The organism is Streptomyces sp. NBC_00878, assembly GCF_026341515.1.
Classification (GTDB): domain Bacteria; phylum Actinomycetota; class Actinomycetes; order Streptomycetales; family Streptomycetaceae; genus Streptomyces.
In genome coordinates, this window is the sequence record NZ_JAPEOK010000001.1 from 7583533 (window position 1) to 7602262 (window position 18730).

The 18730-nt window shown below is 71.6% G+C and carries 16 protein-coding genes and 1 pseudogene; 3 read left to right on the forward strand and 14 right to left on the reverse strand.

Going from position 1 to position 18730, the window contains the following annotated elements; translation table 11 throughout:
- Position 1: 1 nt before the first annotated feature.
- Together OHA11_RS32810 and OHA11_RS32815 are read right to left on the reverse strand one after the other, a co-directional pair.
- The gene (locus OHA11_RS32810; protein WP_266502565.1) at positions 2–586 is read right to left on the reverse strand and encodes a transcriptional regulator; all 585 of its coding nucleotides are present in this window, start codon (positions 584–586) and stop codon (positions 2–4) included.
- Positions 587–706: 120 nt separating this feature from the next.
- Positions 707–1813, reverse strand: coding sequence for a MerR family transcriptional regulator (locus OHA11_RS32815; protein ID WP_266502566.1), 1107 nt, complete (start codon positions 1811–1813; stop codon positions 707–709).
- Between the two features lie 213 nt (positions 1814–2026).
- On the opposite strand from OHA11_RS32815, the gene OHA11_RS32820 reads away from it, so the two are divergent.
- Positions 2027–2890, forward strand: a complete 864-nt coding sequence (locus OHA11_RS32820; RefSeq protein ID WP_266507623.1) for a RimK family alpha-L-glutamate ligase — start codon at positions 2027–2029, stop codon at positions 2888–2890.
- Positions 2891–3079: 189 nt separating this feature from the next.
- Here the strand turns inward: OHA11_RS32820 and OHA11_RS32825 are convergent, their stop codons facing one another.
- The 10 genes and pseudogenes from OHA11_RS32825 to OHA11_RS32865 form a co-directional block, all read right to left on the reverse strand.
- Positions 3080–3706: a hypothetical protein gene (locus OHA11_RS32825; RefSeq protein ID WP_266502567.1), complete on the reverse strand. Its 627-nt coding sequence runs from the start codon at positions 3704–3706 to the stop codon at positions 3080–3082.
- Complete coding sequence (locus OHA11_RS32830; protein ID WP_266502568.1) at positions 3672–4508, reverse strand: FkbM family methyltransferase; 837 nt, start codon at positions 4506–4508, stop codon at positions 3672–3674. The genes OHA11_RS32825 and OHA11_RS32830 overlap by 35 nt, the downstream gene beginning before the upstream one ends.
- Positions 4505–4720, reverse strand: coding sequence for a Trm112 family protein (locus tag OHA11_RS32835; protein ID WP_266502569.1), 216 nt, complete (start codon positions 4718–4720; stop codon positions 4505–4507). The genes OHA11_RS32830 and OHA11_RS32835 overlap by 4 nt, the downstream gene beginning before the upstream one ends.
- A gap of 103 nt (positions 4721–4823) precedes the next feature.
- Positions 4824–5693: pseudogene (locus tag OHA11_RS48430) on the reverse strand (hypothetical protein); the annotation flags it as partial.
- Between the two features lie 3 nt (positions 5694–5696).
- Positions 5697–6452: a class I SAM-dependent methyltransferase gene (locus tag OHA11_RS32840; RefSeq protein WP_266502571.1), complete on the reverse strand. Its 756-nt coding sequence runs from the start codon at positions 6450–6452 to the stop codon at positions 5697–5699.
- Complete coding sequence (locus OHA11_RS32845; RefSeq protein WP_266502572.1) at positions 6449–7777, reverse strand: condensation protein; 1329 nt, start codon at positions 7775–7777, stop codon at positions 6449–6451. Before OHA11_RS32845 ends, OHA11_RS32840 begins: the two co-directional genes overlap by 4 nt.
- Positions 7774–12564, reverse strand: a complete 4791-nt coding sequence (locus OHA11_RS32850; protein WP_266502574.1) for an alpha-(1->3)-arabinofuranosyltransferase family protein — start codon at positions 12562–12564, stop codon at positions 7774–7776. The genes OHA11_RS32845 and OHA11_RS32850 overlap by 4 nt, the downstream gene beginning before the upstream one ends.
- Positions 12561–13355: a class I SAM-dependent methyltransferase gene (locus tag OHA11_RS32855; protein ID WP_266502576.1), complete on the reverse strand. Its 795-nt coding sequence runs from the start codon at positions 13353–13355 to the stop codon at positions 12561–12563. The genes OHA11_RS32850 and OHA11_RS32855 overlap by 4 nt, the downstream gene beginning before the upstream one ends.
- Positions 13352–14503 carry a glycosyltransferase family 4 protein gene (locus tag OHA11_RS32860; protein WP_266502578.1) on the reverse strand — a complete coding sequence of 384 codons (1152 nt, stop codon included), beginning with the start codon at positions 14501–14503 and terminating at the stop codon, positions 13352–13354. Before OHA11_RS32860 ends, OHA11_RS32855 begins: the two co-directional genes overlap by 4 nt.
- A 490-nt stretch (positions 14504–14993) precedes the next feature.
- Positions 14994–16022: a DUF3068 domain-containing protein gene (locus OHA11_RS32865; RefSeq protein ID WP_266502580.1), complete on the reverse strand. Its 1029-nt coding sequence runs from the start codon at positions 16020–16022 to the stop codon at positions 14994–14996.
- Between the two features lie 241 nt (positions 16023–16263).
- On the opposite strand from OHA11_RS32865, the gene OHA11_RS32870 reads away from it, so the two are divergent.
- Positions 16264–16416 (forward strand): hypothetical protein, encoded by a 153-nt coding sequence (locus OHA11_RS32870; RefSeq protein ID WP_169801995.1) that lies wholly within the window; start codon positions 16264–16266, stop codon positions 16414–16416.
- Positions 16417–16418: 2 nt separating this feature from the next.
- Positions 16419–17660 carry a CdaR family transcriptional regulator gene (locus tag OHA11_RS32875; RefSeq protein WP_266502584.1) on the forward strand — a complete coding sequence of 414 codons (1242 nt, stop codon included), beginning with the start codon at positions 16419–16421 and terminating at the stop codon, positions 17658–17660.
- A 113-nt stretch (positions 17661–17773) separates the two neighbouring features.
- Here the strand turns inward: OHA11_RS32875 and OHA11_RS32880 are convergent, their stop codons facing one another.
- Positions 17774–18397, reverse strand: a complete 624-nt coding sequence (locus OHA11_RS32880) for a TetR/AcrR family transcriptional regulator (RefSeq protein ID WP_266502585.1) — start codon at positions 18395–18397, stop codon at positions 17774–17776.
- Between the two features lie 153 nt (positions 18398–18550).
- Complete coding sequence (locus OHA11_RS32885) at positions 18551–18709, reverse strand: hypothetical protein (protein ID WP_266502587.1); 159 nt, start codon at positions 18707–18709, stop codon at positions 18551–18553.
- Between the last annotated feature and the right edge of the window lie 21 nt (positions 18710–18730).

An 18730-nucleotide genomic window follows, 5' to 3' on the forward strand; every position in this document is an offset into this window, starting at 1 on the left:
CTCATTCCGTGGTGAGGGGGAACGCGCGTGTGTGGATGCGTACCTGAGCGGTGTCGGCGTCGCCCTCGTCGGTGGCCCGGTTGCGGTAGGTGTCGACGAGGGCGTGTATCTTTTCGACAAGTTCTTGGGTGAGTTCGGGCGTCAGCCGTAGCGTCGCGCTGCTCATGTCCCAGGTGCGGTTCCACTCTTCCGGCCATGCATGGCGGTTGCCGAGCCAGGTCGACAGGTCCCGGGTCTGGGTGGTCGCGACCTCATGGAGGTACATGTCGGCGGCCCCGCGTACGTCCGGGTTGGCGTCCGTGAGCAGGGCGTCGTCGAAGCGCAGACCCTGGTGGGCCGCCTTCCACCACCGCTCCCGGCCTTTGCCCCGCTCGGGGGCGTCCTCGATGAAGCCATGTGCGGCGAGCTGTCGCAGGTGGTAGCTGGTGGCACCGCTCGACTCGCCGAGCCTCTCGGCGAGTTGGGACGCAGTGGCCGGACCGCCGAAGCGCAGGGCGTCCAGCAGCTGCATGCGCAGGGGGTGCGCGAGCCCACGCAGGGAGCGGGCGTCGAGACTGCGGACCTGTGGGTCCTGGGGCTCGTTCATACCTACAAAGCTACTGTTGCAAAGAACCCGTTGCAACGGAATCTTTGCAACGGGTCCTTTGTGAGGCGACTGGGTCTTCCTGCAACCTGGCGCTCAGCTGCCCTGACTTGAACGAGGAACCTACTGGGCCTCGGTGTTCACGAGGTCCGCCACTACGCAACTCACGTTGTCCGGGCTGCCGGAGTCGTTCGCCGACGCGACCAGTGCCCGTACCGCCTCGGCCGGTGCGGGGGCCGCCGTGAGCGTCTCCTTGATGGTGTTCTCGGACACGACGGCCGACAGCCCGTCCGAGCACAGCAGATAGCGGTCGCCAGCGAGGGCGTCGTGGAGGCGCAGGTCAGGGACGGGGGAGGGCTCGTTGCCCAGCAGGGCCTTCAGGAGCAGGGTGCGCTGGGGGTGGGTCGTGGCCTCCTCCGGTGTCAGGCGGCCTTCGTCCAGCATCGACTGGACCATCGTGTGGTCGTGGGTGATCTGGAAGAGGTCGCCGTCGCGGAGGAGGTACGCGCGGGAGTCGCCGATGTGGACCAGGGCCAGTTGGGACCCGGTCCACACCATCGCGGTGAGGGTGGTGCCGGTCTCGGCCGTCGAGCCCGCCACCTCCTGGACCGCCTGGGTGGCGCCCTGGACCGCGTCCTCCAGGAGGTTGAGGACGCCCCCGGCGGGCAGCGGCTCGTGGTCGAGGAACTTCAGGGCCTCGACGGCCGCGCTGCTCGCGGGCGCGCCCCCGGAACCGAAGCCGTCGGCGACGGCCAGGACGCGGGTGCCCGCGTACGCCGTGTCCTGGTTGGCGGGGCGTACGAGACCGGTGTCGGAGAGGGCGGAGTAGCGGAGTTCCAGCATGGTGGTGTCCTTCCTTGGGGCCGTCGGAACGGTCGGGACCGTCTGAACGGCCGGGACGGTTCGTGACAGGTGGTCGACGAGGAAGGCCGCCAGGTCGCGGCGGGTCGCCGTCTCCGACTCGATCCGCGCCCAGAACGCGCGGATCTCCCGTGCCGCAGCCGCCGGTTCCAGGGCGCGGACCTCTCGGATGTCGGCCAGCGGCATCCCCAGCCGCCGCAGCCACGCCACCAGGCGTGCCTGCTCCAACTGCTCGGGCGCGTAGTAGCGGTACCCGGTCTCCGGGTCCACCCGCGCGGGGCGCAGCAGCTCCAGCTCGTCGTAGAGCCGAAGCGCCTTCGGCGACAGCCGGGACGCCCTCGCGAACGCCCCGATCGTCAGCATCTCCATGCGTGCACCCCTATGAGCAGCCTGCCGGTTGATTGGTCGGCCAGTCGGCCGTTCCTCGTCTAGTCACCGATGCTGTGGCCTCCCCAAAGGTGAAGGTCAAGCGGCCCGATCCGGTTCCCGATTCCGTTCCCGAGGCGGTTGTTAGTCTGCGACCGGGATCACCGGAGCCGACGTACCCATGAGGAGTCCGCCGTGGCACACACCGCCGTCCGTATCGCCCTTGTCACCTGCCGTGAGGTCGAGGAGTCCGGGTACGACCGTGATCTCCCCGTGCTCGCGGACGCGGTGCGGCGGGCCGGAGCGGACGTCGCCGTCGTGTGCTGGGACGACCCCGAGGTCGAGTGGGGTGGCTTCGACCTCGTCGTCATACGCTCCACCTGGGACTACAGCTGGCGGGCGGCCGAGTTCGTGGCGTGGGCCGAGCGGTGCGGGGCACTGACGGCACTGGCGAACCCCGCGGCCGTCGTCCGCTGGAACACCGACAAGCGGTATCTCGGCGATCTCGCCGCCGTCGGCGTGCCCGTCGTCGACACCCGTTTCCTCGCCCCCGGCGACCCGGCCGACCTGCCCACCGACCGCGAGTACGTCATCAAGCCCACCTCGGGGGCGGGCGCCCGGAACGCCGCCCGCTACACGCCCGAGGACCACGACAGAGCCGTACGCCACCTGGAGTGGATGCACGCGGAAGGACTGACCGCGATCGTGCAGCCGTACGTACGGAGCATCGACACGGCGGGCGAACGGGCCCTCGTGTTCTACGGCGGGCGCTTCCTCCACGCCATCCGCAAGGGCTCAGTCCTGGCACCCGGCACCGCGTACGACGCGGACAAGGTCCCGCACCCGAACCTGACGCCGTGGGAGCCGACGGCCGCCGAACTTGCCGTCGCCGAACAGGCGTTGGCCACCGTGCCGGACGCCCCCGAGCTGCTCTACGCCCGCGTGGACCTGGTGGACGGAGATGACGGGGCACCCCGCGTCATGGAGCTGGAACTCGTCGAGCCCAATCTCTTCCTCTCCCTGCACGAGGCGTCCGTGCCGATCGTCGCCGAGGCGATAGTCAAGGCCGCCGCGCGCTGACGGGCCCGCCGCTGACGGGCCCGCCGCTGACGGGCCCACCGCTGTGGGCCCACGCTTGTAGGCCACTGCTGACGGGCCCACGACTATAGGCCCACGCTTGTAGGCCCGCTGCTGGCAGGCCTACCGCTGTAGGCCAACGCCTGTAGGCCAACGCCTGTAGGCCCACCGCTGTCGGCCAAGCCCCGAACGTCAGGCGCGCGGCTCGGCGACCGCCACCCGCTGGAGCAGCCCCCACGTGAACTCCGCCACGCAGTCGCGCCGTACGCCCGATGCGTCCGGTGCCGTGAACGCCAGCCCCCACCGTGTCGGCGCTGTTCCCTCCAGCGGGCGGGCGGGGGCGAAGGCGCGGGCCGTCTCGTCGACCGCGCAGGACCAGGGGGTGAGGTCCTCCAGGGTGCGCAGCTCGGGGGACGGGGCTCCCGGCGCGCGGACCAGCCATTCGTTCCAGGCCGCGCCGTTCGGGGCCACCAGGACCTCGAAGCGGAGGTCGGGCCAGAGCGGGACCGGCCACAGGAGCGCCTCGCACGACAGGTCGCCGATCTGCCGGGGTGTCACCGACTCCGGTTCGCCCAGGATCGAGCGGTAGCGGGCGACTGCTCCACGGGCCCGCGGGACGTGCCGCATCGCCTGCCAACGGCGGTTGGCCTCGCGCATGTCCGCGATCGAGGCGCCCAGCGCGTGGCGGGCGTCCTCCACGAGGTCCGGGTTGTGGTCGGCCATGCGGCGCAGCAGCACCAGCTGGAAGTCGAGCGGAGTGAACGGGCCGGCGGGCCTATCTGGCCTATCGGGTCGCTTGGCGGGAGGCATGGGTCCCATGGTCGCGTACGTGTCCCGTGCCGCGCGCTTCGCCCGGGGTGCGGCCCGCCGGGAGGAAGAGCACCGAGTTCACGTACCGGACGTACCCCGGGCTCCGCACGGTCAGTACCCGCCGCAGCAGGCCCTGGGCGACCACGTGCGAGGCGTGGGCCTGGTGGGACTCCAGGTCGAAGGAGGCGAGGGGGAGCCAGGTGTCGGCGGGCAGCACCCAGCCCCGGTAGCCGCGCTCGGCCAGGAACGACACGACCGGCGCGATCGGCTGGATGCGCGCCTCCAGCTCGATGAACAGCGCCGGGCGGTCCCGGGTGAGGAGCGTGGTCGCGCCGCGCAGCACCGCCAGCTCGTTGCCGTCCACGTCGATCTTGATGAAGTCGACGTCGTGGAGGTTCAGGCTGTCGAGGGTCAGACAGGGTACGTCCAGGGCGCGGGCGTGGATGTCCCGGCGGACGAGGGACGAGACGCCCCGGTCGCCCTGGTCGCCGGGCGGCAGCCAGAGGCGGGCCGTGCCCCGGCGGTCGCTCGCGGCGGCCCGGACCACCCGGACGTTCCCGGGCGTCGCGGCGGTCAGCAGCCGGGCCAGGTGCGGGACGGGCTCGACCGTCACCACCCGGCGCGCCCGGTGCGACAGGCGGCGCGTCCAGGGGCCGTACCAGCCGCCGACGTCCACCGCCGTGCCGCAGCCGGGCGGGCAGAGGTCGCCGAGCCGGGCCAGTTCGGGCTCGAAGCGCGGATAGACGAACCGGGCGGCGGCGGCGACCAGCCGCACCGGCACGAAGGGGGCCAGGCGGGCGGCCAATGTCATGGGGTGATCCGTTTCAGTAGTTCGTCGTGTTCGCGCTCAGTCACTTGCTCGCCCGAGGACGGGAGGAGCTGCGGAATGCCGTCCACGATCGGATAGCGGCGGTGCAGACGCGGGTTGTACAGCGCCTCCTCCGGCTCCTGCACCAGGAGGTGCAACGGCCCCTTGTCCAGCGGGCACGCCAGGATCTTCAGCAGCGGGTCGTCCGGGTTCATGGCTGGTCAACTCCCTTGTGAGGGACGGGGGTTGGGGCTCCGTCGGTAAATCGTCCTGGAGTGTCGGGTCGGGCCGGGGCGGTGGGTCGTGCTGGGGTGGCGGGTCGTGCTTCGGCATCGCCAGGAGTACGGACACCGCCAGCGCCGTACCGCCGATGCGCAGCGCCAGCCGCAGTGGATCCTCGGGCAGCGCCTCGCCGAACGCGAGCGTGCCGAGCACCGCCGTGAACAGACAGGTCACCGTCGTGCAGACCGGCACGATCAGCGAGGCCCGGCAGCGCTGCAGCGCCGCCTGCGACATCACGAGGCCGAACACGCCGGTGAACAGCAGGAGATACGGGTACGGGGAGCGGAACAGGTCGACCACCGCGCCGCCGAGGCCAGTTGACGTCAGGTGGCTCGACACGCCCTTGATGGCCAGCGAACTCACCCCGTACAACAGGCCCACCGCCACGCCGTATTCGACGCCCGTCGTCGGCATGCGGTGCCGGTGACGGGCGCGGCGCTCGGCGGACGCGTACAGCCAGACGCCCAGCGCGAGCGACGGTACGCAGACGAGCAGGATCAGCGGGGCGGGGGCGCTGCGGCTGACCGTGTCCGCGCCCTCCTTGAGGGACAGGACCACCATCAGCAGCGCGATCAGGATCGCGCCGATCGCGTACCGCTCGCGGCCCGAGGTCTCCTCGCCGAGCAGCACCGAGGAGAGCAGGACGAGGATCACCAGGCCGGAGACGAAGATGCCCTGCGCGGCGGCGATCGGCAGCGTGCGGTAGACGACGAGCTGCGCGCCGAAGCCGGACGCCAGGGCGAGGGAGCCGCCGATCCACAGCGGACTGCCGAGAACCAGCCGCAACAGACGGGCGGGCTGCCGGACGGTCACCTGGGGCATCGCCGCCAACGCCCGTTTCTCCAGCACGAATCCGGTGCTGTACAGCAGGTTCGCCAGCAGGGCCGCGGCCACTCCCCACCACATGGTCTACGTCCTTCGCGCGTGCAGGAGCAGGATCGAGGACATCGACGGCACGGCACACGCCAGCCGGTCCAGGGGCCGCAGCGGCCGTGGCACACCGTGGAAGGGCGCGCCCTTCAGCCGTACGACCTCGAAGCCCGACGCGGTCACGAACTCCCGCAGTGCGCGGGCCGTGTAGAGCCGCAGATGGCCCACGACCTCCTTGCCGGGGCGGCCGTGGATGGCGCGCAGGCTCACCTCGGAGAAGACGGGCTGGACACCGGCGAGCAGCAGGGCGCGGTTGTACCAGGCGGCCAAGTTGGGTGTGGAGAGCATGAGATGACCTCCCGGGCGGAGGATCCGGTGGATCTCGTCGAGCGCCGCGTCCGGGTCCACGAGGTGTTCGACGACCTCGCTGAACAGGACGGCGTCGGCGGAGGCGGACCTGAACGGCAGCCCGCCGTCGGTGAGTTCGCCGCGCACCGCGTACGGAAGATGGGCGTGGGCGCGTCTGAGGGCGTCCTGGGACCAGTCGACGCCGACGATGCGGTGGCCGGCCAGGAGCGGCGCCGCCGTGGCGGCCGCCGAGCCGTCGCCGCAGCCGATGTCGAGGACCGTACGTGGACCGGATGTCGCCGGGCCGAGGACGGCGGCCAGCATCCGGGCCTGGCGGAGACTGCGGGGCGTGCCGGAGGCGACGGGGACGGCCGGGTCCTCGTAGAAGTCCCGTAGTCCGTGCGGAGGTTGGCCGCCGGACGGGCGGCGGGGCGGGGCCGTGGTCATGGGGCACTCTCCGTGGCGTGTTCCGTCGCGTGCAGGTAGTGCTCGAAGAGGTCACGGAGATGGGAGCCGTCGCCGTGACTGAGAAGCGTGCGGGACCAGCGGAACGCCACGTGCAGCCGGCCCGCCGTGGACGCCGTCGTGACCGTCAGCCCGCGCGGCATCCGGGCCGGCGCCGAGAACCACACCGCGTGCGCGCGCCCCGCCCCCTCGCCGAAGTCGAGGGCGTACGGAATGCGGCCGATGTTGCTCAGCAGGGTGGTCGACGTCCAGGGTCCGGCGGCTCTCCGCAGCCCCCGGGTGAACGCGGCCCGCCAGGCCACCGGGACCACCGGCGCTGTCAACAGGGCTGCCCCGTGCCCGAGTTGGGGCCGCGGCAGCGCCTTGAGCGCACGGGTGCGGTCCGCCGTACGCCGCAGCAGGGCCGCCATGTCGGAGGCGTCCAACTCCTCGGGCGCGAAGGGGACTTCGACGAGCCGCGTGCCGTTGCCGATCGGCATGTCCGTGTCGCGCGTGCGGTCGTCCACCGGCATGGTGATCCGCAACGGGCGCGGGCGGGCGCCGTGTTCCCGGTTCCAGTGGGTGATCATCAGCGCCGTGGCCACCATGAGCTGGTCGTTCACGGTGTACGGGGAACCCTTGGGCCGGCGCGGGACGCCGAACTCGGCGACGAGCATGCCGTTGCCGGGCGAGGGCTCGGGAGCGCCGTGCGCCACCCGGGCGGGCGGTGCCCAGGTGGAGGGCGCGTCGACGGCGCTCGGCACCTCGGCCGTCGTACGGGTCGGGGGCGCCGCGGGGGAGTTGTCCCGGCCGCCGTACAACTCGGCGGCGGTGGCGAGGACTCGTAGGCAGGCCGGGCCGTCGAGGGCGGTGTGGTTGATGGTGAGGAAGAGGACGGTGTCGTCGGCGTCGGGATCGAGGACGACCTCAAGGCGGATCGGCGGCGAAGCGGACAGCGGCGGGGCGTCCTGGAGTGCCCGGTCGCGGGCGTGCTTCAGGGCGTCCCGGTCCGGCGGCGGGAACAGGACGGCCTCCACGTCCGCCTCCGGGGTGAGTTCCCACTCGTACCGCCTCCCGTACCAGGGCCGCCGCGCCTCGCGCATCAGGATGCGGGGATGGCGGTGCAGGGCGCCCGTGAACGCCCTCCGTAGCCGGTCCGGGTCGAGACGGCCCGGCAGATGCACCTCGATGTGGACGGTCTCCGGCTCCTCCTCCTGAAGGCAGTGCCGGGCGACCTCGTCCACCACGGGGAACGGGATGCGGGCGGGCGGCCGTACGGGGCCGTCCCCGTCCGTGCCGTCACGTGCCGGGTGGTCCAGCGTGGTCATGTGGCTTCGCCTTCTCCCGTCTCCTCGGAGCGTGTGGGTCGTGTGGGTCGTGTGGGTCGTGTGGGTCGTGTGGGCTGCGGGCCCTCGGTCTGTGCGGGCCCGGCGTCCTCGGGGTGGGCGGGCCTCGCCGCCTCGGGCCGTTCCGGCATCGTCGCCTCCGGAGGAGACACCTTGAACTTCGGCTTCCGGAAGCCGAACCGGGTGGTGGGCGGGTCGGGCTCCGGCTGCGCGGACCCCGGCCCGCGGGCGGAGACCGTCGGACCGGACGCCATCCTGGGGAAGGGCGGGGCTTCGCCCTCTCCGGCCCCTCCGCCCTCTCCGCCCTCTCCGGCTTCCCTGGCTTCCCCGGCCCCTCCGGCTTCCCCGGGAGCCCCGGTTTCCCAAGCCTCCCCGGGAGCCCCGGACACCCCAGGCATCCCATGCCGTGCCTCAGGTGCCCGGGACGATTCGGTCGCCCCCGGCCCCGCACTCTCCCCCCGCCGCCGCTGCGGCAACGGCTCGGTCGGCGCCTCGGTCCCCGGCGCCGGTGGCGGCAGCGCGCTGGCCCTGGGGGCGCCGGGATACCCCGGAGCGGCGGGAGTACCGGGGGGAGTGCCGGGGGCACCGGGATACCCGTGGGCTCCCGAAGCCCCGAAGCGCTGGCCCCCGCCGGGACCCCGAGCCCCGTACGACGTCTCCCCCACCGACACCAACCCGGCGAACAGCCCGATCAACGCCAGCAGTTGGGCCGTCGGCCCGAATGCCCCCGCGCCCTCGGCCACCGGCTCCCCGGCCCCGGTCGCGGCGGCGATCCCGGCCCCCGCGAGCGCGAGGAACGCGATGGGCACCAGCAGGGCGTGCCGCCGCCACGCGAGCAGCGCCAGTACCGGCACCAGCAGCGCGAAGAACCCGGCGATCACGATCCCGACCAGCGTGAGCGCGACCGTGCCCAGGATCAGACCGGGCGGCGGCGGCACCGGCGACGGTTCGTCCACGTTGGGCGACCGACGCCGGTAGAGGACGAGCCCCGCGAGCGCGAGCACCCCGACCCCACCGCCGATCAGCCCGGCCTCGTACAGCGTCGACGGCTCGTACGAGAGCTTCACCGTGCCGCCCGCGCCCGCCGGGATCCGCCAGCCCTGCTGCCAGCCGTCGAGCCGTACCGGGTCGAGCTTCTTGCCGTTCAGCGTGGCGTTCCAGCCGTCGTTGAAGTTCTCGTACGTCGTCAGATACGAGGCCGCCGCGCCCGAGCCGACGGTCATCTCGCGGCGGTCACCGAGCCAGTCCCGTATGCCGAGTTCACGGTCGAGCGCGGTGGGGGTCGTCAGTGTGCCGCGGGTCAGCGTCACGTCGGTGACGGCGAGCGGTCCCGCGTCGCCCGCCTCGACCCGGTGCGCGCCCGAGCCAAGCGACAACTCGGCGTTCGCACTCCCCTCCTGACAGAGCGTCAACTCAACGGGCCGCCGCTCGACCAGGTCCCCCACCGTCCCCTTGGCGCTGGTCTCGTACAGCTCGTCGTCCACGGCGAGCGTCGGGCCCTGCCCGCAGGGGAGGTCGAAGGCGCGGTTGGAGCTGGGCTTCGGGGTGCGGTACTGGTCCAGGGCCGGGACGTACGCCTCGGTGAGGCCGACCGGCAGTTGCAGGTCCTCGTCGGCGAGCGGGTTGTGGACGGTCATCGGGGCCGTGTCGGTGATGGTGATGTCGAGCCGGTCCGTGGTGATCGGGTCGAAGCGGACGTTGCCGTTCTCGTCGACCCCGGCGATCGCCGCGCCGTCCGGCGAGCTGATGTCGACCTCGGTCGGCCGGGTGGAGAGACCACCGGCCGGGGCCAGGACGATCTCGCCGACGGCCTGCTTGTCCGGCCAGCGCAGATGGATGGTCGGGTTGTCCCCGGCGATCCAGGCCGTGGACAGATTCCCGTCGGTGAGGTTGCGCGGCGAGAGCCCGGTGCCGAGCAGGGCCGTCGAGTCGGCGGTCGCCGTGATCCGGTTCTGCTGCTCGGGCGCGACCTTGTACAGCAGCGCGTCGAGCGCGTCGCCCGGCACGGGGATCGCGCTCGCCTTCACCTCGTACGTGCCCGCCGACTCCGAGGTCCAACGGCGGTGCAGCCCGGCCTCCGTGCCCGTCGGGGAGAAGCCGCCCGGGTCGGTGGCGCGGTGCAGCGAGACGACCTCGGCCGCCGCGTCGGAGCGCTCGGCGTCCGTCGGGAGCCGCAGCATGCGCGTCACCTGGACGTCGGGAATGGTGATCTCGGAGAAGCCCGCACCGGACAGGCCGGAGTGCCGGGCCACCGAGTCGACGACGGTGATCTTCAGCCAACTCGTCGCCCCTTCAGGGGCCTTGACGCGCTGGCGCATTCCGTTGGCCTGGAGAGTGCTCGTCTCGGAGCCGCGCTCCGTCTCCACGCGCACCCGGGTCGGCGCCGACCGCACGCTGTCCTGCGGCAGCGGCGTGACCCGGATCGAGGACGGGATCTCCGTCTCCTCCGTGAAGCCGATCCGCAGCCACTGCCCGTCCGCCGAACCCGCCGCGCCCTCGGCCCACGCGGTGTCCGGATTGCCGTCGAAGGCGTTCACCGGGTCGTACTGCGGCAGATAGAACATCCAGTTCCCGCTCGACGACGCGGTCACCGAGCGCGCGCCGCGCAGCTCGGCCACCGTCTGGTGCTGGATTCCCTTCGTCGGCAGGATCTGGTGCGGTTCCTCCCCGGCGTCCTGGAAGCTGCCGGAGTGATTGCGCTCGTTACGGGTGTACGTGTACGAGGTGTTGGCGTTGACCAGGCCGAACCGGGTGTCTGCGCGCCGCAGTCCGTCGCCCACCACCTGCAACTCGGGGGCGCCGAGCCCGGGATGGTTGTCCCCGGTCAGCACGGCGGCCCGGTCCCGCATGGTCGGGTCGGCGGACAGCGGCAGCAGCGCCTCGGGCCCGCCGGACACGACGGCCGTGTCGGCGACCGCCTTCAGCCCGGCCTGCCCGGGACGCGGCACGTCCGCGCTCGCCGGCTCGTAGATCTCGACGGCCCGCTGCCGCGGGTACAACCCCTCTATCTGGATGGGGGTGTTCTCCGCGATGCGCCCGCCCGTCATCACCGGACCGAGGCCGGTCACACGCCGGTAGCCCGACTCCTCCAGGGTGCGCTTGACGGTCGCGGTCGGTACGTAGCCGAGCTGGTCGGGGTCGAGATCGTTGCGTACGACGACGTAGTAGAGGCCGGCCCGGCTCAAGTAGTCGGCCAGGCCCGGGACTTCGCCGCCCGTCAGCAGCGACTGCTCGACCGCGTCCATCGCGCGCCGGTTGCCCGCGGTGCCGAACGGCACGTAGTCCCGCTGCGCCCAGCGGGAGTCGGCGAGCACGTCGAGGGGCTGGTCGATGGGGGAGCCCCAGGTGTAGATGCCGTGCGCGGTGGCGGGCACGACGAGGGCGCGGGAGTCCGGCGAGTACTTCTCCAGCCAGTTCGCCGTGGACTGCCAGTACTTGGGAAGCTCCTGGAACGAACCCGGTTGCAGGATCGACCCGTTGAGGTAGGGCCAGGCGAGACCGGGGAGTACGAGGATCGCCGCGACCAGGGCCACGTACCGACGTCCGCGAACGGGACGGGCGCCGCGTGTCTGGGAGGCGACGCCGAACAGATGCATCAGGCCGAAGACCAGGGCGAGGGCCAGCCCGGTCTGGAACTTGTAGATGTTGCGGAAGGGTACGAGCCCGCCGTCCAGCCAGTCCTGGACGACCCCGTGGAAGGGCGCGCCGAACGAACCGCCGTACCCGGCAAGGGTGATGAGCGCGACCGACAGCACGGTCAGCACGAGCCAGCGCCGCTCGGGCAGGTCACGGCGGGCCAGTCCGGCGAGGCCGAGGCCCGCCGCTAGCGCCGACGAGACGATCACGACCACCGAGGCCGCGACCGACCAGCCGGCCGGCAGCCAGGCCTCGCCGAAGTGCAGATAGGCGACCCAGTTCCCGGCGCCGCGCAGGGCCTCCGTCGCCGACATGGTGTCCGTGGTGGTCTGCGAACTCTCCACGTACGGAAGGAAGTTCTCGCCGTAGAAGCCCAGCATGAGGAGTGGGACCACCCACCAGGCGGTCGCCAGGAGCACGCCCGGGATCCACCAGGCGATCAGCTTGCGCTGCCGGGGGCCGCGTGGTCGGGAGAGGAGGTAGAGGCCGACCGGCAGCAGGGAAGCGAGAGTTGAGGCCGCGTTGACGCCGCCCATGAAAGGGATGATCAGCGCCGAGCGCAGTGCGGCGACCCGGGCGGTGTAGCGCTCGTTCGTCAGTGGCAGCAGCACCCACGGGAGGAAGGCGCCGGGGAGTGCGGCGGCGGAAGTTGAGCCGACGACGATCGTGAATACCGGCCACAGTGCGTACGCGACCGCGCCGAGGAGTCGGGACGCGTGGCTGCCGATGTCCAGCCGTTCGGCGAGCCGCAGCGCGCCCCAGAAGGCCACCGCCACGATCAGCGACATCCACAGCCGCTCGGCCAGCCACACCGGGAGGTTGATCAGCTCGCACAGGCCGTAGTACGGCAGCATCGGGAAGGCGTAGCCGACGTACTGGTCCGCGATGCCGCCGAAGCCGCCCCGGTCGTGCCAGAGCTGGCCCAGGTCGGACAGGAACTGCCATGGGTCGAGCGCGACACCGAGCTTCGTGTCGAAGGTCTGGCGGCCCGGGTCCACGGCGAGGAACAGCACGAACACCACGGCCCAGAACCCCAGCAGCCACCGCCGCGACCGCGGGCCCTGCGCAGGGCCCGGGGCGGGGGCGAGGGGGCGCGTGGGCGCCGGAGGAGGGGCCTGGACCGTGCTGGTCATGGATACCGCCGGAGAATGAGGAGGAGGTTCCAGGTGGCGAACTCGCGCAGCCCCGGCGCCTTCGCGACGGCCTGGGCGAGGAACGGCCAGTAGCGGGAACGCGCCGAGACGACCGTGACGTCGTCCCGGGCGCGCACCTGCCGCAGGGTGGGTCCGATGTGTACGGCGAAGAGGTTCTCGCCGAGGGTGTGCTTGGCGGGTTTGCCCGTACGACGGCTGTAGCGGGCGCGGGCCCGCTCGGCGCCCAGGTAGTGCCAGGGCGCCCACTCGTGACCGCCCCACGGGGACAGCCAGTTGGTGAACGACACGTAGATCAGGCCGCCGGGTTTCGTCACCCGCACCATCTCGCTGAGGAAGGTCTGCGGATCCGCCACGTGTTCCAGGACGTTGGAGGAGAAGCAGACGTCTGCGACCGCGTCGGCGAGCGGCAGCAGGTATCCGTCTGCGACTACCGCGCCCTGTGGTGGTTTCGGTCCGAGTTCCCGCATGTCCGGCTCGAAGAGATAGCCGTGCGCGCCGCGCCGACGGAACTCCTCGGTGAAGTAGCCGCCCCCGCCGCCGATGTCCACGACGGTCCGGCCCTTCACCGGACCGTCGTACGCCTCCACCTGGTCGGCGGCGTCGCGCGCGAGCAGCGAGTAGCAGCCTTCGGGGTCGTGCTGCTCATTGCGGAAGGCGCGGAAGAGTGCGAGGGAACGGCGGAAGGAGGGGTCCTTGAAGCCTGTGCCTGGGCCTGGGCTTGGTTTTGTGCCTGGGCTTGGGCCCGTGTTCTTCCCCCGAGCGGGCGTCACGGCGTCCAGCTCCTCACCGCCTCCGTCGCCACCGCTCTGAACTGGCGGACCGTGCGGTGCCAGCGGTACTGGGCGGCGCGGTCGCCGGCCGCCTTGCCCATGAGGGTGCGGCGGTGGGTGGACAGGGCGAGGGTGCACCAGGCCGCCGCGAACGAGGACTCGCCGCGGGCCAGCAGGCCCGTCTCGCCGTCCACGATCGAGTCGCGCAGGCCGGGTACGTCGAAGGCGATGGCCGGGGTCTCGCGGGCCGCCGCCTCCGTCACCACCAGGCCCCAGCCCTCGACCGCCGAGGGGTGCAGCAGCAGCCAGGCGGCGCAGAGCAGGCGGTGCTTCTCGGCCTCGGAGACATGGCCTCTGAACTCGACGCCCGGGCCCGCGAGTTGTTCGAGCCGCTGCCGCTCGGGTCCGTCGCCGACTATGACCAGTCGGCCGCCGGTGACCGGGCGGACCCGCTCCCACAGTCGAAGGAGCAGATCGATCCGCTTGTACTCGACCAGCCGGCCCATCGCCAGGAACAGCGGTTCCGGTGAGCGTTCGGTGGGTGGGCCCGGCTCCTCGACACCGTTGTGCACGACCCGGATGCGCTCGCGCTCCACCCCGATCGCGCGCAGCGCGTGTGCCGTCGACGGGGAGACGGCGACCAGCAGGTTGTGGCGCTGCGCGCCCGCGAGAGCCCAGTGTTCGAGTCTTCGGCCGAGCCGGGCGGCGGGCGCCAGCGGTCCGCCGAACCTCATCCGCCACAGGTCGGTGTGCACGTGGTTGACCAGGCAGAGGGTCGGCCCGCGGTGCCAGAGCGGCGCCAGGTACGGCATGCCGTTGCAGACCTCGACGAGCAGGTCGCAGTCGCCTATCTGACGCTGGAACGTCGATCTGGCGCGCAGGTAGTGGCCGAGGTCGCCGCCCGCCGACACGACACGGTAGTCGCGGTACGCGGCGGGGCCGCCGCACAACAGGGTGACCTGGTGGCCGAGGTGGGTCAGGCCCTCGGCGAGTCTGTCGACGAGGAGTTCGGAGCCGCCCGCGGCCTCGTTGCCGAAGTCACGACGGGCGAGAAAAACGATTCGGCGCGGCTGTGGGGGGAGCGCCGGGGGTCGCTGCGCGGAGCGGGGGAAGGCGGCGCGCATCGACGAAGGCACGTGCTGGGGCATCGGTGCTCCAACTCGTCTCGGGGTGCGGAACCAGCGTGGGGGTGGGGGGTGAGGTGGGGCCTGGTGTGGTGGGGCTGTGTGTGGTGGCTGTGGTGTCTCCCGGTGCGGATCGGTGGTGTCTCGCGGTGCGTTGTGGGTGTGGTGCGCGGTCGCGGTGCGTTGTGGGTGTGGTGCGCGGTCGCGGTGCGTTGTGGGTGCGCGGGCCGTGCCGGTACGTCGAGCCCGCCGCTTTCCGGGTGTACGGCTGCGGTTTCTGGGGTTCCGATTACTGGAGGAGCCCTACGCGGCGGGCTTCGACGTACCGGCACGGCCCGCTCCCGTGGGTTGTGCGGCTGCGGGGGTGGTCTGTGCTGGTGATGCGGGCCGACTGTGATGGGGGGATGGGTTTGGTCGGGCTTTGTTCGGGTGGGGTGGACAGTTTTCGCCCGCTGGTTCGATGCGGCTACTCACCGAAGTGATAATTTTGGGGGTTTGTCGAGCTGACGTCTCATCACATTGTGAGCGGGTGCTGGGAGCTCTCGGACGTTTCGGGATGTGGACGCCCGCGTACCACCAAAACGACCCCCACAAGTGCGAGGAGGAGGCCCGCCACTCCTGTTCCGACGGGCAGTGTCTGTCCCACCATGCGCAGTTGTCCGCTGTCCGTGTCGGCTAGATCGACCTGTTGCTTCTGGGTTTTGGGGGTGAACGCGATGCGCTTGCTGTCGAGCAGTACTGCCGCGTCCTTCTTGCCGCCGGGGGCCCGGAGTGTTTTGCGGGGGCCGATCGCCGCGTAGATGATCCGGCCCGTGCGCTGGTCGGCCACGAGCTCGATGCCGTGGTTGGCGTACCACTCCTCGGCGAGTACCTGGCCGCCGGGCTTGCCCACGATGCTGCCCGGTACTAGTCGGGTTCCGGTCTTGGTGGCGGGCACGGTTCCGGTGAAGCGGAGGCCCTCGTACCCCTGGATCTTCTTCGTGCCCTTGTACGCCAGCGTGACGGTCGAGCCGAGCGTGCTGTCCCACCAGATGTAGGAGCGTTTCTGCACGTCGAAGGGGAATTTCAGATACGCCTCGCCCTCGTAGTACGGCTCCTCGTCGCAGCAGTGGACCGGCTTGTTCGTCTTCCGGTCGGTGACCCAGCGCTCCACGGTCCACTGGAGCGAGTCGTGGGGGTCGGCGGCGGGCAGCGACTTGTCGGTGTCCACGGAGGTGGACACGTCCCAGACGGCCCGGCCGCTCTTCTCGCTGTCGGCGACATCGCCGCGGACCTGGCGGGTGATGGTGATCTTCTTGTCGGGGACGGTTTCGATCTCGTCCGTGTCGAAATAGCTGCCGGTACCGGTGAAGACGGTCTTCGAGTCGATGTCGATGGGCGTGCGCTGGGCGCGCGGTTCGACGTACCAGGCGAGCAGTGGGGCCAGGACGAGCAGGAACACGCCCAGACCCAGGATGACCAGTGAAAAGGCGACTGGAGGGTGCGGCCCGAAGGGCCTCCGTGAGGGGCGGTGGTCGGGAGACGGGTGGGATGTACGGCGCATCCGGGCACTCCAGGGGCTCGTGGTGACACGGCACGGGCTGTGCCGGCACGGTGGGGGAGGGTGCACGTGCGGTATGGGGCGGGAACCGTAGGCGCACCCTTGACGAAGTGTCAATGCGTTGTCGAGACTGGGGGCTTGCCGGACGGGACCGGTGAACAGGTTGGGCTGGGGCTGGAGTTCGCGAGCCGCGATCGCGGGCGTACCGGGGTGGGTGGACCTCCGACAGAGAGGCTGACCCGCGATGCCCAGACTGCTCGCCGCCCTGCTGACCGTGGCGGCCGCCGCCGTACTCGCCGTGGGCGCCGCCCTCGGTATCGTCGCGCTGCTCGACGCGACCCCCGAACAGCCGAACACGCCGCTCATCACCTATGAGACGGCCGGCCAGGAGCGCTGACCATGGCCCTACGCCGGGGACCCGTCACCGTGCGCTCGGCCTGGCACGACGTGCCGCGCCTCCAGGTGCGCCAGTTCGCGGCGCTCGCCATGGCCGAGGCGCCCGTACTCGCCGAGGAGATCCTCCAGGAAATACGTCATGAGTATCCCCATCTGCCCGTCGTGCTCGACGACTCCGGCGAGCCGATGGCGCTGATCGGGATCCGGCGGGCCATCGAGGTGTTCGTCCAGCATCTGGAGACCGCCGAGGGCCGCCCGCGCGTCCATCCCGAGGTCTTCCAGGAGTTCGGGCGTGGCGAGGGGCTGAACGGCCGCAGTCTCGATTCGCTCCAGGCGATCTACCGGCTGGGTGTACGGCTCGCATGGCGCCGGTTCGCCGAGATCGGGACGCGGGTGGAGATCCCGCCGCCCGCGATGTACGAGCTGGTCGACGCCGGATACGAGTACCTGGACGGGCTGGTCGACCAGTCCGTACGCGGATACGCCGAGGCCGCCGCCCGGCAGGCCGGGGAACGCCTGCGTCTGCAACGACGGTTGATGGAGTTGTTGCTCGCCGAGCACCACCGGGGTGATCCGGCCGAGGCGCTCTCGGAGCGGGCCGCCCGGATCGGCTGGCCGTTGCCCGGCAAGGTGGCGGTGGGTGTGCTGTTGCGGCCCGCCCGTGAGGCCGTCGCCCCTGCTGTCGGACAGGGTGTGCTGTTGGATATGGAGTGTGAGCAGCCTCGTATGGTCGTGCCCGAGCCGGATGCCGCCGGGCGCCCCGAGCTGTTGCATCGGGCGCTGACGGGATGGGCGGGTGCGATCGGACCGCCCGTTCCGCTGGCCGACGCGGCCAAGTCGCTGCGCTGGGCCGAGGCGGCGGTACGGCTGATGGAGCGGGGGCTGCTGCCGCCGGGCGAGGTGCTGTACTGCACCGAGCACACGGAGGCGCTGGTCCTGCTCCAGCCCGAGGAACTGATCGACGACCTGGCGCTGCGGTGTCTGGAGCCGCTCGCCCACTGCGGGCCCACGCACGGGCGGCGGCTCGCGGAGACCCTGCTGGCGTGGCTGGAGACGCGGGGCGGCGCTCCCGAGGTGGCCGCGCGCCTTGGGGTCCATCCCCAGACCGTGCGGTATCGCCTTCGGCAGATCCGGGAACTGTGGGGCGACGAGGTCGACGACCCGGATCGGCGGTTCGAGCTGGAGTTGGTGCTGCGGGCTCAGCGGCTTCGGGGGGAACTGGGAGACCCGCGCGCCCGGCGTTGATCGACACTTCTCGGTCCACCCGCCCACCCCACTCGCCGGGGCTTGGTCATGGTCCTCGATCAAGACTGCCGGGTCCTCGTGCGGGAAGGTGGCCTCCGGCGCCGAGTGGGGTCTCAGTCCGCGGCGTCCAGAGTGGCTCTGACGAGGGTCTCGGCCATCCAGGCGAGGGTGTCCAGGGCTTCGGCACGTTCCAGGCGCGCCATGTCCGTCGTCCACACCACGGCGTCGGAGCCGAAGAGTCCCGCCAGGGAGGCGGCGAGCCGGTGCCTGGCCGACGCCGGGACCTCCTCCGGCAGCCCGTCGAGGAGTCCGGCGATCCATCGCTGGCGGTCGGTGCGGCGCGTGAGTCCCTGTTCCGCGCTGTCCGGCTCCAGGGACACACGCAGCAGTGCGCGCAGTTGGTTCTCCCGGTCGAAGGCCCACTCGCCCGCCGCCCGGACGAGTGCCGCGGCACGGCCCGGCAGGTCCTCGGGTACGGACTTCGGCGCGTACGGCCACGACGGGTCGGTGAGCGGATCGTCGGCGGCAGGGGCGGCAGCGTGGATGACAAGATCCGCAGTGGAGGGAAAGTAGCGGTAGATCGTCGCCCGGGAGATGCCGGTACGGGCGGCGACGGTCTGTACCGTGACCGTCTCGTCGTTCGCCAGCATGTCACGAGCCGCGTCCTCCACGAACTGCCGCGTACGCTCACGCTGGCGGTAACGGCCCGACCGCTCGTCCTGCGCCTCCATGCCCATGTGCTTCTCCACCCTCGCCCGATCAACACTCTCATTGTACGGTTATGAGGCACATGTTTCACGAAGAGTTCGGGCTGAGGGCGGCTGCGGACTTGAGGTCGGGGCGGGAGGGGACGCGGGCGGCCCGCGCGGTGGCGAGGTCGGCGGTGAGGCTCAGGGGGAGGGCGAGGAGCCGCACCAGGGCCGGGGGCCGACGCGGCCGAGGGCGAGGCCGGAGGTGGGGCCGATCGCGGACGCACCGGGCATGTCGGCCTCGAAGCGCCGGCCGGCCGAGACAGGCTCGCTCACGAGGCCGGTCACAGAGCCGGCCATGGGTTTTTCACCTCTCGTCTC

Coding starts and splice junctions, on each gene's coding strand:
- OHA11_RS32810 (WP_266502565.1), bottom strand. CDS start 586: ATGAACGAGCCCCAGGACCCACAGGTCCGCAGTCTCGACGCCCGCTCC.
- OHA11_RS32815 (WP_266502566.1), bottom strand. CDS start 1,813: ATGGAGATGCTGACGATCGGGGCGTTCGCGAGGGCGTCCCGGCTGTCG.
- OHA11_RS32825 (WP_266502567.1), bottom strand. CDS start 3,706: ATGGGACCCATGCCTCCCGCCAAGCGACCCGATAGGCCAGATAGGCCC.
- OHA11_RS32830 (WP_266502568.1), bottom strand. CDS start 4,508: ATGACATTGGCCGCCCGCCTGGCCCCCTTCGTGCCGGTGCGGCTGGTC.
- OHA11_RS32835 (WP_266502569.1), bottom strand. CDS start 4,720: ATGAACCCGGACGACCCGCTGCTGAAGATCCTGGCGTGCCCGCTGGAC.
- OHA11_RS32840 (WP_266502571.1), bottom strand. CDS start 6,452: ATGACCACGGCCCCGCCCCGCCGCCCGTCCGGCGGCCAACCTCCGCAC.
- OHA11_RS32845 (WP_266502572.1), bottom strand. CDS start 7,777: ATGACCACGCTGGACCACCCGGCACGTGACGGCACGGACGGGGACGGC.
- OHA11_RS32850 (WP_266502574.1), bottom strand. CDS start 12,564: ATGACCAGCACGGTCCAGGCCCCTCCTCCGGCGCCCACGCGCCCCCTC.
- OHA11_RS32860 (WP_266502578.1), bottom strand. CDS start 14,503: ATGCCCCAGCACGTGCCTTCGTCGATGCGCGCCGCCTTCCCCCGCTCC.
- OHA11_RS32865 (WP_266502580.1), bottom strand. CDS start 16,022: ATGCGCCGTACATCCCACCCGTCTCCCGACCACCGCCCCTCACGGAGG.
- OHA11_RS32870 (WP_169801995.1), top strand. CDS start 16,264: ATGCCCAGACTGCTCGCCGCCCTGCTGACCGTGGCGGCCGCCGCCGTA.
- OHA11_RS32875 (WP_266502584.1), top strand. CDS start 16,419: ATGGCCCTACGCCGGGGACCCGTCACCGTGCGCTCGGCCTGGCACGAC.
- OHA11_RS32880 (WP_266502585.1), bottom strand. CDS start 18,397: ATGGGCATGGAGGCGCAGGACGAGCGGTCGGGCCGTTACCGCCAGCGT.
- OHA11_RS32885 (WP_266502587.1), bottom strand. CDS start 18,709: ATGGCCGGCTCTGTGACCGGCCTCGTGAGCGAGCCTGTCTCGGCCGGC.